This is a genomic window from Streptomyces sp. ICC1 (genome assembly GCF_003287935.1).
Taxonomy (GTDB): Bacteria; Actinomycetota; Actinomycetes; order Streptomycetales; family Streptomycetaceae; genus Streptomyces; species Streptomyces tritrimontium.
The window spans coordinates 1-14175 of sequence record NZ_CP030287.1 but is presented as its reverse complement, the minus strand read 5'-3'; the positions used below and the strand labels follow the sequence as shown (position 1 = coordinate 14175).

The 14175-nt window shown below is 70.6% G+C and carries 9 protein-coding genes and 1 pseudogene; 5 read left to right on the top strand and 5 right to left on the bottom strand.

Annotation, left to right across the window (positions count from 1 at the left end):
* Positions 1-35: 35 nt before the first annotated feature.
* The gene (locus DRB96_RS00055; protein WP_112446176.1) at positions 36-1721 is read left to right on the top strand and encodes a peptide MFS transporter; all 1686 of its coding nucleotides are present in this window, start codon (positions 36-38) and stop codon (positions 1719-1721) included.
* A gap of 726 nt (positions 1722-2447) precedes the next feature.
* Positions 2448-2519 (top strand): annotated as a pseudogene (locus DRB96_RS44105) (deaminase); the annotation flags it as partial.
* 58 nt (positions 2520-2577) lie between these two features.
* On the opposite strand, the gene DRB96_RS00045 reads toward DRB96_RS44105, so the two are convergent.
* Positions 2578-3579: a hypothetical protein gene (locus DRB96_RS00045; RefSeq protein WP_112446175.1), complete on the bottom strand. Its 1002-nt coding sequence runs from the start codon at positions 3577-3579 to the stop codon at positions 2578-2580.
* Between the two features lie 1012 nt (positions 3580-4591).
* Here DRB96_RS00045 and DRB96_RS00040 point away from each other — a divergent pair.
* Entirely contained in the window at positions 4592-6286 is a 1695-nt protein-coding gene (locus DRB96_RS00040) for an ice-binding family protein (protein ID WP_239517696.1), read from the top strand.
* 246 nt (positions 6287-6532) lie between these two features.
* Here DRB96_RS00040 and DRB96_RS00035 read toward each other — a convergent pair whose 3' ends face one another.
* From DRB96_RS00035 to DRB96_RS00020, 4 genes are all read right to left on the bottom strand, one after another.
* Positions 6533-7465 (bottom strand): helix-turn-helix transcriptional regulator, encoded by a 933-nt coding sequence (locus tag DRB96_RS00035; RefSeq protein WP_112446173.1) that lies wholly within the window; start codon positions 7463-7465, stop codon positions 6533-6535.
* Between the two features lie 1341 nt (positions 7466-8806).
* A complete protein-coding gene (locus DRB96_RS00030) occupies positions 8807-10132 on the bottom strand; it encodes a hypothetical protein (protein WP_239515976.1) in 1326 nt (441 codons plus the stop codon).
* Positions 10133-10599: 467 nt separating this feature from the next.
* Complete coding sequence (locus DRB96_RS00025; RefSeq protein ID WP_112446172.1) at positions 10600-11043, bottom strand: hypothetical protein; 444 nt, start codon at positions 11041-11043, stop codon at positions 10600-10602.
* Positions 11044-11240: 197 nt separating this feature from the next.
* Positions 11241-12299 (bottom strand): phosphotransferase, encoded by a 1059-nt coding sequence (locus tag DRB96_RS00020; protein ID WP_112446171.1) that lies wholly within the window; start codon positions 12297-12299, stop codon positions 11241-11243.
* Positions 12300-12479: 180 nt separating this feature from the next.
* Between DRB96_RS00020 and sigJ the strand changes: the two genes are divergently transcribed.
* The gene (gene sigJ, locus DRB96_RS00015) at positions 12480-13436 is read left to right on the top strand and encodes an RNA polymerase sigma factor SigJ (RefSeq protein ID WP_112446170.1); all 957 of its coding nucleotides are present in this window, start codon (positions 12480-12482) and stop codon (positions 13434-13436) included.
* 118 nt (positions 13437-13554) lie between these two features.
* Positions 13555-14043, top strand: a complete 489-nt coding sequence (locus tag DRB96_RS00005; protein ID WP_112446169.1) for a DUF1772 domain-containing protein — start codon at positions 13555-13557, stop codon at positions 14041-14043.
* Positions 14044-14175 lie beyond the last annotated feature (132 nt).

The window sequence follows — 14175 nt, the reverse complement described above, 5'->3', positions numbered from 1 at the left end:
GAGTACGGCCGGGCAGCTTCTTCGTTCGGTTTCGGATGATACCTGTGCATTTACGCATCACCCGGACGTCGCGGCGCCGCACATGCCTCCCGCGTGAGTGGCGCACCACCCGCCGGAGCACGGCCTCGGGGGCGTCCAGCCCTGCCGTCCGGCCCACGAAGTCAGGACTTGAGGCTAAACGAAAACGGTTTCCAATAGTGTTGAGTGGTGAGGTGAGCCAAGCCAAAGATGCGCAGCATGCCGGCCGCCGCCGTCACCCCCGCGGCCTCGCGACCCTTGCCATGACCGAGATGTGGGAGCGATTCAGCCTGTGCGGCACGGTCGCGATCCTCGTCCACTTCCTCTCCGCCTCCGCTTCGCACGGCGGCATGGGGCTCGCCGAGGGGACCTCCGAGGCCGTCGAGGGCGTCTACCTGGCGATGATCGCCCTGCTCGCCCTGCCCGGCGGCTGGATCGCAGACCGGCTCCTCGGCGCCCGTCGCGCGGTCCTGTGGGGCGGCCTCGTCATCATGGCCGGGCACCTTTCCCTGGCCGTCCCCGGCCGCGCCTTCGTCTGGCCGGGCCTGGCCCTGATCGCCATCGGCACGGGCCTGCTCAAGGCGAACATCTCCACCATGGTCGGCCGCCTCTACGCACGGGAGGACGACCAGCGCCGCGACGCCGGCTACGCGCTCTTCTACATGGGCATCAACGTCGGCGCGGTCATCGCGCCGCTGGTCGTGGGATACCTCGGCGAGGAGGTCAACTGGCACCTGGGCTTCGGCGCCGCCGCCGTCGGCATGGCGTTCGGCCTCGCCCAGTACGTCATCGGCGGACGCAAGGTGCCCGCACTGCGGGACGAGCCCGTCGACCAACTCACGCCGGCCGAGCGCCGCAAACTCGTACGCGGCGTCGCCTACGGTCTCACGGGTGCGGGCATCCTCTTCGGGACCCTGGTCCTCCTGCACGCCTGCAGCATCGACAACGTCACGTTCCTGCTCACGGTGCTCGCCGTGGCCGTCCCGGCGGGCTACATCTTCTCGATGCTCCGCAGCCCGAAGATCACCGCCGCCGAGCGGATCCGGTTCAAGGGGTACATCTGGCTGTTCGTCGCGGCGGCGCTGTTCTGGGCGGTCTACGTACAGATAGGCAACGAGCTGAACCTGTTCGCCGCCAAGAAGACCGACCTCAGCCTCTTCGGCTGGCGCATGCCGGCGAGTTGGACCCAGTCGCTCCCCTACCTGTTCGTGATCCTGCTCGCCCCGCTCTTCGCCTCCTTCTGGGTGCGCAGGGGCCGGCGGATGAGCACGCCGCTGAAGTTCGCCGTCGCGCTGATCCTGGCGGGCATCTCGTTCGTGGTGATGTCCGCGGCCTCCTCGATCGCCTCCGGCGGGGTGCGGGTATCGCTGATGTGGCTGGTGGGCGTGTACGTCATCCAGGTCACGGGCGAGATGTGCCTGAGCCCGGTCGGCCTCTCGGTGACGCCGAAGCTGGCACCGAAGGCCTACGCCAACCAGATGATGGGCGTGTGGCTGCTCGCCATGGCGAGCGGCCAGGCCATCGGCGGCCAACTGCCGCGCCTCGCACACTCGGTGATGAGCCAGAGCGCGAACTTCCTCTGGCAGGGCGGCCTGCTGGTCGTGGCGGGCGCCACGATGTCGCTGTTCACCCGCCGCCTGAAGCAGCAGATGGGCGAGAACCCCCCGGCTGCCGGAGCCGCCCCACTGACGGCAGCGGCCTGACGGCCGGGGACCCGGCCCGACTCCTTGCCGCAGCAATCCCGGGCGCAGCCGCGTACGGCCGATGGCACCTCGCAGACGGTCCGGCGGCTCAGATCCCTTCACGGGGGCCACCGTGAAGGACGTGCCCCAACCGTGCCCTTAGGGGCGGCCAACAGCGGTCAAGACCGGAGCACGGATAGGCCCCGATGGAAACCCAGCAGGGCCGATTTTCGCAGGTCAGGAGCCGTACGAGAACGTTCCGCGCATGGATTCCCAAGCTTATAGCGCGGGTTCGATTCCCGTCATCCGCTCTTGCAAGAAGGCCCAGGTCAGCGACCTGGGCCTTCTTCGTTGTCTGGACCTCTCCCGGCCCGCGTGCCATTCGCGTGCCATAACTGCCCTGACGGCGCTCCAGATTGCTCGCCGAGTCGCTGCCGGCCGGAACCGACCGGGCGGACCGGGCCTCTCCGACTGGCACCTCCCGCCGTCCTACGGCGCCGCCGAAACCGGGTCGGCGCTTGCCCCGCACCGTGCCGGCCGCACCGCCACCCCGGCGCTCCTGGATTCCCGGCGCGCCGACGGCGGCCTGCTGGAATTCCACCCCGGACACCCTGGCCTCGACGACCTGGACAGCGCAGTCTCCCGGCGCGCACACCACCGTCGGGGCGAGGACTACCCGAGTGACACTCCAGCCGACCGCCCGGGGGCGTGCCCCATCCCTGCCTTCAGAGCGGTGAACATGCCGAGGGTGATGAGCCGCCGTTGCACTCCCCGGTGTTCGTCATGACCCACCACCGGCGTCCTTCGTTCACACTGAACCGCAGTTGTTCCGGCGGGCCGGAGGCCAGCTCAGGGAGCGGTCTGTGCACGACCGCACCTAGCTCGCGAGCGCCTTGAACAGGCCGCGGATCTCGTCCTCGTCCGCGATCACCGGCAGGGTGTCGAAGTAGAGCTCCCACTCGCCCTTCGGGCCGATGCGCTCGACGATCCCGAAGGGGATGTCGGTGCCCTTGGGGTCGGTGCCCTTGGGGTCGGTCATCGTGCCGTGCCACTCGATGTAGGTGGTGGTGCGGCCGAAGGCGACCTGGCCCGCCTTGAACTCGACGTCGGCGTTCTCGAACAGTCGCTGCAGGTAGGCGGTCTTGCCCTCCCGGGTGGTCAGCGACCGGTCCAGGCCGGGCCCGGCCAGCTTGGCGTTGCCGGTACGGGCGGCCAGCGCGGCAGCGTCCCCGCTGTTCCAGGCGGCGAGGCGGGCGGGGATTTCCTGGGCGTGGAACCGGTCGGGGGCCGCTCCGCGCGGGCCGGGGCCGGCCGGGTCGGCGATGCCGGCGAAGAGGGGGCGGGGCCGCTGAGACTCGGGCAAGACCTGGAACAGCTCGTAGCGGTCGTAGTAGCGGCGGGCCTGGATGGTCTTGCCGTCATCGCCGAGGACGTTGCGGGCGATCTGCGGGTAGCTGACCTTGTGGCCCTTGAGGGTGACCGTGTTCTGCTGGCCGAACATCATCACGGCGCCGTCGGCGACCACGTTCGTGCCGCGGTAGCGGAGGTCCGGCACAAGGCGGAGTGAGTTGCTGATCGAGGCGCCGATCACTTCGTGGCCGCGCTGGGGCTTGCCGCCGGCCTCCCAGAGGCTGGCCTCCTCGTCGAAGATGTCCAGGTAGGTCTGGAGGCTGGGGGCCTCGCCGAAGACGATCTGCCGCTTCATGAATGCGCAGGCGTTCGGGGTGATCCGCCCTTCGAGCCGGTCTACCTTCTCGCGGACCTCGGCGCACTCGCCGCCCTCGGCGGTGGCGGTGGCCGGCGCGGCACCGATGGTGAGGCCTGCGAGGAGAGTGGCCGCCGCGAACACTCCGGTGCGCGTGTACCGCCGCATGTTCATGTCGTTCCCCGTTCGTGATCGCTTGATCGCTTCGATGGACCAAGCTTCTTCGAGGGCGCCAGAGAGAACGATTACCTCAGGGGTAATGACGGGCAGTTGACAGTGCGGATGACGACCGACCACGGATGACAGGCACGGGCACGGACCAGGTTCCGGTAGGTGCGTCCAGGCCGAGCCGACCCGCCGACCCGCCGACCCGCCGACCCGCCGACCCGCCGCCACCGGATACCGGCATACGACACCGGAGGTGGCGGCCTTCGCCTGCCCCGGCGGCCCCGCCATGGACATCCACGGCCTCGACCGCCGCCGCACCCTCGCCAGCACACCTTTTGGTGGGCCTCACTTGACGACAGGCGACCCGCACAGCTTCTGGTGGAGGCCGAGGCCGGCCAGGCCTTCTGGCTGCGCGGACTCGGTGACCAAGAAGGCTGGGACCCCATGGCCCGGTCGCAGCGACTCCCTACGGAGCGCCACCTGCGCCCGCGTCACGGGCTTCCGGATGCGAAGCCGCCGATCCCACAATCCCGTCCAAGCAGTTCGGGCCCGGCCCGACGCGCCCTGTCCGCTTTGACGGCGCGACAGATTCGCATGTGCGTGCGAGACGTTTCCACCTTCCTGACATTCCGTCACCCATGCAGACCTATTTTTCTGATATACGGCCTATTGCTCTGAAATATGCGTGAGTACTACCGGGTAACGGCGTATCACTACCTCTGGCAGGGAGCCGCTCGGCGGCCCCTGCTCAGGGTGAGCCTTCGCGAGGGATCGCAGGTAGGGGGCCCTCCGCCCTGGCCAGTGATCGTCACGAGCGGCCGTGGTTCTCCTTCGGGAGGACTGAGGCGCCAAGCAACAGAAAGGTCCTGCTATGGCATTGGATGCCATTCGGTCGGATCCGCCCGACCGAACGCCTCAACGCAGAGTGCTCAAACGGGGAGCCATCTTCCTGCTGCCCACCGCGCTCTTTGCGGCGGCCACCCTGGTCCCGAGCTTCGCTCACGCCGCGGAAGCTCCCGTGGGGCTGGGGACCGCCACCAACTACGCGGTTCTGGCCGGTTCGACGGTCACCAACACGAACACCCCCACCATCATCAACGGCGACCTGGGACTCTATCCGGGCACATCGGTGACCGGCTTTCCGCCCGGCATCGTCAACGGAGTGCAGCGCATCGCCCCCAACGCCGCCGCCCTTCAGGCGAAGAACGACCTCGTCACCGCCTACAACGACGCGGCAGGCCGGGGACCAGGGAACGTGCTCGCTTCGGCCGAGATCGGCGGACTCACGCTGGCGCCCGGCGTCTACACAGCCCCGTCGACCGTGGGCATCACCGGCACGGTCACTCTCGACGGCCAGAACGACCCCGCCTCCGTCTTCATCTTCCGGATCCCCTCGACCCTGATCACGGCTCCGGCGAGTGTCGTGGCCTTCATCAACGGAGCGAACGCCTGCAACGTGTTCTGGCAGGTGGGCAGCTCCGCCACCATCGACACGACCTCCCAGTTCAAGGGCAACATCCTGGCCCTGGAGTCCATCTCGGTGAACACCGGCGCCGTGATCGAAGGCCGCGCCCTCGCGCGCAACGGCGCGGTCACGCTGGACAACAACACCATTACGAGGGCGGCTTGCGCCGTTGGCCCGCCGGGGCCTCCCGGACCGACAGGTTCGCCCGGCCCCACGGGTTCGCCCGGCCCCACGGGTTCGCCCGGTCCCACGGGTTCGCCCGGACCGACCGGCGCTCCTGGCCCTGACGGCTCGCCCGGTCCGACCGGCTCGCCCGGCCCTGACGGCTCGCCCGGCCCGACCGGCTCGCCCGGCCCTGACGGCTCGCCCGGCCCGACCGGCTCGCCCGGCGCCCCTGGCCCGACCGGCAGCCCTGGCCCGATCGGCAGTCCCGGCCCGACCGGCAGCCCCGGTCCGACCGGCAGTCCCGGCCCTGACGGCTCGCCCGGTGCCCCCGGCTCCCCCGGCAGTCCCGGCCCGACCGGCGCTCCCGGCCCTGACGGCTCGCCCGGTGCCCCCGGCAGCCCCGGTCCGACCGGCGCTCCCGGCCCTGACGGCTCGCCCGGTGCCCCCGGCTCCCCCGGCAGCCCCGGTCCGACCGGCGCTCCCGGCCCTGACGGCTCGCCCGGCCCGGTCGGCAGCTCCGGACCCGTCGGCGCACCCGGACCCGCAGGACCCGCTGGGCCCGCCGGACCCGCCGGACCCGCGGGACCCGCAGGACCCGCCGGACCTGCAGGGCCCAAGGGGCCGCGCGGCGACAAGGGTGGAAAGGGTGACCACGGCGAGCACGGCCACGGGCACCACGACCACGACCACGACGAGGGCGGACCGGGCCACGGTCACGACGACGAGGACGAGGACGACGGCGAGCACGGCCACGGCCACGACGGGCCCGACGACGGCGGACCCGGCCACGGTCACGGTCACGGCAACCACGGCAAGCCTCCAGGGGCCGGCTTCCTGCCGGGCAACCTCGACGGTGTTCTGGGCCCCATGGGTGCCGGCCACACGGCCAAGAGCGTCAACTTCGCCCACGTGAGCGCCGCTACCCGCCAGCAGCCGGAGGGAGCATCGCCCGTACTCGCCGCGAACCACGCGAGCAGCGGGCTCGGCATCTTGCCCGTCTCCGCAGCCGCCCTCGCCTTCCTCGGAGTCTCGGTCCTCTTCACCATGAAGAGAGTCCGACGTACGGCGACTCGACAGGACTAGCCCATCGCGGACGTGACCACCTCACGCCCTGAGCCATCGGAGGCCTGGGCTGACGCTCGGTCACGCGCACGCGGCGCCCTGTCAGCCGTTCGGCGGCTGAGCCCCTGGACTCGTCGTCCAGGGGCTCGGTGACCCTCGGGGGACCCAGGTCCGGACCCAGGTCCGGCGGCTCAGAACAACCCGCGCAGGGAGAGGAGTTGGAGGTGAGGAATCATCCGGCGGCCGGATTCACGGACGGACTGGCCGTCAGGACATCGAGGGGCAGGGTGCCTGCACGCACTGAACTCCCTGCCCTGGCCGGCGGGGGTCAGGCCGGAATTCCGTATGGCCGTACGTCGTGACGACTGCGGCGACGAAATGCCGCGTACGGTCCGGGCCCAGCGCCTGGGCCTGCAAGTGCGCATACATATCGCTGTAGAGCCGCACGTCGGATCGTTTCTCCAGATAGAGGTCGCTGGTGAACCTTTCCAGATACACCACGCTCACATCGGTGGCGTCGGCAAATTCGAGCAGCGCGAACTGTCCCGAGACACCCGGATGCGCACCCACATCGTGAGGGAGGACCTGCAGGGTGATGTGCGGCTGGGCGCTGAGGTTGATCAAATGGTCCAGCTGTTCGCGCATGACCTCACGACTGCCCACGACGCGCCGCAGCGCCGATTCGTCCAGTACGGCCCATAAGCGCAGCGGGTTGCGCAGGGCATCCAGCCGGCTCTGACGCCGCAGCCGCACCTGGAGACGCGTGGCGGCCTGTTCGGCCGTGGCGTGAGGGATCGTTCCTGCGATGACCGCCTGGGCGTAGGCGGGAGTCTGCAGCAGGCCGGGGATCACCATGGGCTCGTAGACACGGATCGCGGCCGCCTCGGCCTCCAGGCCGATGTAGGCGCCGTACGAGATATCGCCGTAGGAGTTCCACCAGCCCTGCTGACCCGATTCCTTGGCCAGTTGCATCAGGTGGTCAACGCGCCGCTGGTCCTGGACTCCGTACAGCCCGCAGAGATCGCGCACGTCGCGCGGCTTGATGAGTCGGCGGCCGTTCTCCAGCAGGCTGATCTTGGGCTGGGAGATCAGCAGGCGTTCCGCCACCTGCTGCGTCGTCATTCCGCTGATCTCCCGAAGCCGGCGCAGCTCCGACCCCAGTCGGCGTCTGCTGACGGTGGGATTCACAGTGACGCCCACGGGACGCGTACCTCCGCTCCAAAAAACCTTGCACTGGCGAACAGACTGCCACGGCCGGGGCCGCCGGATCCGCCTTGGCTCCGTGTCGTACACGGTGATTCACGTCGAGCGAAGAACGACCATAATTCTCATTCTCCGCACCCGGCCGGCCATATTTTCCGGTTCAAATTAACAGGAATCCGAATACCGTCTCGAGGCGACCCGGATAATCGAAAATCCCCCCGAATCGGCCGCACCCCGATGCAGCTTTCTGCGCAATATGCCAGCGGCAGAGAGCCCGCCCCGCATGATCGCGGCCCACTCACGGGAGTTGGCACCTCGATCACGCCAAATGTCACCGCTGCCCAGGCCGACGCGGCCGCACCGCACGACATCAGGGCCGTGGCCGTGGCCAGCTCCAAGCACGGCGCCCCGTATTCCTACGCGCCGGGACCCGAGCGCTTCGACGGCTCCGGCCTGCCGCTCTACGCCTTCCGGTACACCGGCCAAGGCTGCCTCGTCCGCAGTCATCGCGGAAGCGTCCGCTACGGGGCGCTGCCTGATCTCGCCGGCTTCGGCGAACCCGCTTCGGCGTTGCCCTTGTCACGATCGCCGTCACGCCCATGTCCCTGATGCCGGAAGTTCGCCACAGGCATAGCCTGATAGATGGGTCATTGCACTCTCACGTGCCGCGGCCCGGAAGGGCGGCCCCGGCGTGTGAATGTGCCGGGGCCGTTGTGTCACCGTCGCCGCGCCACAGGGAGCACCGGCCGCGACGTTCTGCAACCGTGCCCCATGCATGCCCTTCGGAGCGGTGAACAGCGGTCAATTCGGGTATGGATGGACCCTGGCGACACACCTCTCGCCCAGGTCAGCGACCTGGGCCTTCTCCGTTGTCCAGACCCATTCAGGAGTCCCGCACCACTTGCGCCCCACTTGACGCCTGACCGGCCTGGTCAACGACCTTCCGCCGAGCGGCCCGCACCATCCCATCCAGCCCACCGGTGACCTCCCTCTGACGCTCGTGGTCCGAGTGTTGGTGGATTCGGCGCGGCCTTCTCCGAGGACTGCGACGTGGCAACCGTGGTCGGCGTATTCGGCGCCGCCGGATGGTGGGATCGCCACTCACGGATGTGGGGCGGAGTGAGCTGGTCAAGGTTCCAGCTCCCCCGGGAACAGCACCAGGTGCAGTCGGCAGTAGCCGCGGTGCAACTCCTCCGTGAGCAAGCCGACTCTGGGTTCGGCAACGCGCTTCGTTACGTACTCCTCGGAGGTGACCGCTCCGGGTCCGGGTCCCGCCGGGCGCCCCGGCGTCAGGTCTGCCTCGGCCTGGGAGAGAGCCACGCCTCTGCGACGCCTGCGTCAGTGGGCGGGATGGCCGATGGTGGGGCGTTGTTCGAGGGTGATGTCCAGGCCGCGGACGCTGTAGTGGTCGGCCGGGGCGAAGCCGGCGCGCTTGAGGAGCTGTTCTTGGACGGCAGTGGTCTGGATGGCGGCTTGGCGGGCGTCGGCGGAGAGGTGGTTGCAGGTGATGCGCCAGACGCGGGAGGTGTGGGCCAGTCGCCGTTGCAGGACGGCCGGGTCGGCGGGGAGGTGGTTCAGGGCTCCGAGTTCGGCGGCTGTCCGAGTCGTGCCCAGGTCGGGGTGGCCCGTGAACGCCTCCTTGAAGGCGATGCCGATCAGCCCGCACCGGCCTCCGCTGAAGAGGACGGCGTCGCCGGGGGTGTCGTGCGTGCGCAGGGTGCTGATCACGGCGTGGCTGTCCCAGGGGCGGCTGCCCTCCTGGCGGATGGCGAGGTGGGACGCGGCGAGGGGGACCGCTGCGAGGAGCGCGAACAGCAGTCGTAGGCGGGAGGGGGCGACGGCGAAGGCCGTCGCGAGCAGGAGTGCCAGGGCCGGCAGGCAGAACAGCAAGTAGCGGTAGGAGAAGAGGGGGTGGCCGAGGGAGACGGCCGCGAGGAGCAGCGGGGGCACGACCAGCCAGGGCACGCCGACGGCGAGGGCCAGGGGCGGGGCGTTGCGCCGGCGGACCACGAGGAGGATCAGGGCCGTGAGGGCGGTGCAGGTGAGCAGGAGCTTCAGTGCGGAGGGGAGGGTGTCCTGGCCGGGGGTGAGGAGCCAGGTGAAGTAGTTGAACGGGGTCCCGGCGGTGACCGGCGCGGCTTCGCCGACGGCGGAGCGCTGGGCGGAGGCGAGGATCAACAACGGGACGACGGCGGCGATGCCCGCGGCCTGGGCCAGCAGGAAGCGTACGACGCTGCGGCGGCCGGGGCGCCGCAGGGCGATGGTGGCCGCGTGGGCGGCCACCAGCAGCAGTCCCAGCACGTTCAACCAGCCGAGCAGGGCGATCAGCACGGCATAGCCGGCCGGCCGACGGACCCGCGAGTCACTGGACAGGGCCTTCACCAGGGCACCCGTGGCCAGTACCGCCACGGCCATGACGAAAGCGAAGGAGCGGGCCTCCTGCGCGTACCGCGACGCGGTGGGCAGTACGGCGAGCAGCAGCCCCGCGCAGAGTCCGAGGTGGGGGCCGCCGAGCAGCCGTCCCAGCCACGAAAGGCCCGCTGCCGCGACGGCCACCGCCACCGCGGAAGGCAGCCGCATCGTGAACTCGCTGACCCCGGCCACCTGCCCGACCAGGTACATCAGCACGTAGTGCAGGCCGTGCACCGCATCGACGTGCCCCATCAGCTCCATCAGTTGCGGCCAAGTCCGCCGCGCCACATCGATGGTGACGATTTCATCGGTCCACGCGGAGGGGTCCGTGTTCCCCCATGCCCGAGGCCGAGCCCGACGACCGGGGGCGCCCACCCGGCCGCGCGCATCCAGAAGGCACGGCCGGCGGACGCGCCGGGTATGACGGGCATGGCGGGTTGGGGCGAGGTGGCTGTCACGGTGACGCTTTCGTCGCTGGTACACCCGCACCCGGCGGTGCTGGGACGGGCGGCGAACAGCGTCACGTGTGACACCGGGCAGGATGCACCCCCACAGGCGGTACATTATGTGCAAAACGGATCTTACGGCCAAAATGGCAGTGGGGTGCGCCCCTCGCCCCCGGGGACCGGCTCTGGAACGTCCCCGTGCGGTCCGGGGCGTAGACGCCCGTGCCCGGTCAGCTGCCGGAGTACGTTTTCGCAGGTCAGGCGCCAGATGACCTAGATGTTGGCACGCCGCCGCGCCACGTAGCGGAGCAGGGACCAGATCGCCGCGGCGTTGGCCAGGGCGCTGACCAGGATCACGGCGCAGAAGCCGAGTCCGACCCACATCGAGGGGTCGTCGGCCATGGAGGTGTCCGGGGCCACCCAGTCCGCGGGGAGCGGGTCCGACTCCGAGGGGAAGTCCGTGGGCAGCTTCGCGGGCGGCTCGGAGCCCTCGTACTGGGGGTCGAAGGGCGTGTCCGAGTCCGGGGCGTCCGGCGCGGGTACGAGGAACGAGAGCAGCAGGAGGCTGACCGGCGCCGTGGCCAGGATCGGGAAGACCCCGAACATCCCGCTGTCCCCGTTCCACTGGCCGATCGCGAAGTAGACCAGCAGCGCGGCCACCAGTGCCAGGTACGCACCGGGCACCCACATCTCAGCCTTCGACCAGCGCCGCACCATGACGTTCCCCGTTCCCGTTCCACGTTCCGCTTCGTTCGTTCTGTTGCCAGTCTCGAAGCTGCCGGGTCCCGCCACCTGAGTACGCCTACTCATCCTGATCGGCCCTGAGTACCTGGTCAGAGCCGTGCACGGAGCGGGCCGCCACGCCGGGGACGCCGCGCACCGCATGTCCTTCCGAGCGCGCCCTAGTACCAGCCCTAGTACCAAGGGCGGGCGTCGGGGGTGGGCAGCGGGCGGAGGTTCGTCCAGCGTGCGAGCAGGCGGTCGGCCAGGGCGGAGCTGAGGCGGCCGACGGCGTGCAGGTGGTCGTGGTCGCGGGTCATGTCGGCGACCACGCCCAGGCGGTGGACGAGCCGCTCGCGGGCGGAGACGTAGCCCCACTTGAAGTCCTCGGCGGGGACCCGGGCGAGCTGGTCGGCCGTTCCGCGGTGGGCCCGCTCGACGAGCGCGTCGCCCTGGATCAGCCAGCCCGCGCACGCGTCGGCGAGGTCACCCGGCACGTCCTTCCCGGTGAGGCCGCGCCAGGTGGTCCGGTAGACGTCCTCGACCTCCGTGAGGGGGGCCGCGGTGACCGACATGGCACACCAGCAGGTGGGGAAGCCGATGCGGAAGTAGGCGAGTTCGATCAGGCCGTTGCCGAGCGAGGCCCGCTCGAAGTCGACGAATCGGACGCCGTCGGCGGTGCGCAGATCATTGCCGGGGCAGGGGTCGCCGTGCAGCAGCGCATGGTGTGGTGCGGGGTCCAACCGCTCCAGGAGACCGCCGAGTTCATCGGGAACCGTGGACGGTACGGGTACGTCGAGCGCCCCGACCAGGGCGAGGAAGGACTCCGCGTCGGTGGCCGTGGGCCCCGACGAGACCGGTAGCGCGCCCGCGTCGGCGGGTCCGGTCAGGGCGTGCAGCCGGGCGAGCGACTCGGCGTACCCCGGCATCCAGTCGGCCGTCTTGCCGAGGTCGTCCAAGTGCTCGAGGACCATGACCCGCGAGGACGGGTCCGTGGCGAGGACCGCGGGGGCCACGGCGGGCCCGGCGGCCCGACCCGCCAGGCGAAGCCCGGCGAGCTCCCGCGCGAAGCGCGTGTTCGCGTCGGCGCCCGTGTCCCCGCCGTCGGTGATCTGCTTGACGATCACCAGCCGCTGGTCGGCCAGCCGCACCCGCCACACCCGTGACCGCGGACTGCTGTCCAGGAGCTTGGCCTGCTCGGGGGTGCCCACGGTGGAGCGCAGCGCCTCGTTGAACGGAAGACGGTTCGGCATGCCGACGAGCGTAGCCGCAGCTTCGCACGCGCGAGCGGGCGCGCGGCGGAGAGCGGGCGGCGGAGCGCGGGCGCCGGTCGGCCCTCCGGGGGACTCACAATCCGGTGCGGTGTTTCGTCGAAGTTCCGAGGGCCGGAGCGGGCCAGGGGAACCAGGGGGAACCAGGGGGCGGTCGCAGCCATGAGCAGCACATCCGGGGCAGGGCACGACGGGGCCGATCCGGACCTGAGCGCGGTCGTCGAGGAGCGGCGCCGGCTGATCAACCTCGGCTACCGGCTGCTCGGTTCGCTGGCCGAGGCCGAGGACGCCGTGCAGGAGACGTACGCGCGCTGGTACGCCATGTCGCGCCGGCAGCAGGAGGCCGTCGAGTCGCCCGGAGCCTGGCTCACGACGGTGGCCGGCCGCATCTGCCTGGACGTGCTCGGCTCGGCGCGGGTCCGGCGCGAGCGCTACGTCGGCTCGTGGATCCCCGAGCCGCTGCCCGACCGTACGGAATGGTTCAGCGGGCGGGCCGGTGGCGGCGGCAGGGGCGAGCAGGCCGATCCCGCCGACCACGTCACCCTGGACGAGTCGGTGGGCATGGCCTTCCTCGTCGTACTGGAGTCGATGACGCCCGCCGAACGCGTGGCGTTCGTCCTGCACGACGTCTTCCGGTACCCCTTCGCCGAGATCGCCGGGATCGTCGGCCGCACTCCGGCGGCCTGCCGGCAGCTGGCGTCCTCGGCCCGCCGGCGCGTGCGCGCCGCACGGGCTCCGGCGGCCGCGACGGCCGGACAGGCCGTCGTGGTACGGCACTTCAAGGAGGCGTGGGAGGCCAAGGACATCGAGGCCCTCGTCAGCCTCCTCGACCCCGACGCCACGATGACCTCCGACGGCGGCGGCCTGGCCGGCACCGTCCTGCACCCGGTCGAGGGCAGCGAGCGCATCGCCGAGTACCTGATCCACATCGCCGAGAAGGCGCCCGGGCTGACGCTCCTGGAGCGGACGGTCAACGGCGGGCCGGGCCTGGTGGCCCAGCACGCCGGGGTCACCGTGACCGTGGCGGCGTTCAGCCTCGCCGGCGACCGCGTCACCCGCATCTGGGCGGTCCGCAACCCGGAGAAGCTCCGCCCGTGGACCGGGAACGGACAGAGCTGACGTTCGGCGCCGACTCCCCCGTTCATGCCCCCCGTTCATGCCCCCTGCCCACGTCCGCCGCCACGTCCGCCTCCACGTTCGCCGCCACCTTCACGTCCACGTATGGGAGCCATCGCACATGCGCATACGACTTCTCCAGGGGCTCGCCCTGCTCGCCACCGGCCTGCTCGCCGGCGCGTTCGGCTACGGCGCGGCCAACCTCGTCCCCACCTTCAACGCGGTGCCGCTCGACATGCGCCTGTCGTTCCACGCCGAACTGATGAAGATGAACGGCATCACCATGCAGGCGGCGATGGCCGTGTCGACGCTGAGCTCCCTCGCCCTCGCGACCCTGACACGGGGCCGCCCCCGGCTGATCGCGGGGGCGGCAGGTCTGCTGACCCTCTCGTCCTTCCTGATCACCCGGTTCGGCAACGTGCCGATCAACGGCCGGATCAAGGAATGGGCCCGCACCTCGGCACCGGCCGATCACGCGGAAACCCTGCGGCTCTGGGAACTCTTCAACAACCTGCGTACGTTGACCGCGCTCACGGCGTTCGTCCTGCTGATCGCCCTCGCCCTGTGGCAGTCACCGACGGCCCGGCCCGGGATCAGCCGCTGCCCATGACGGGGGTCTCACGTGATCGGTTGCGGCCGATCGCGCAGGTGCGGGAGCCGAGCCGGCCACTTCGGCGCTGCCCGCGCTGCCCGCGCTGCGGCGAACCGCTCACCATCGTCGGTTGCGCCGTCACCCCCGCCC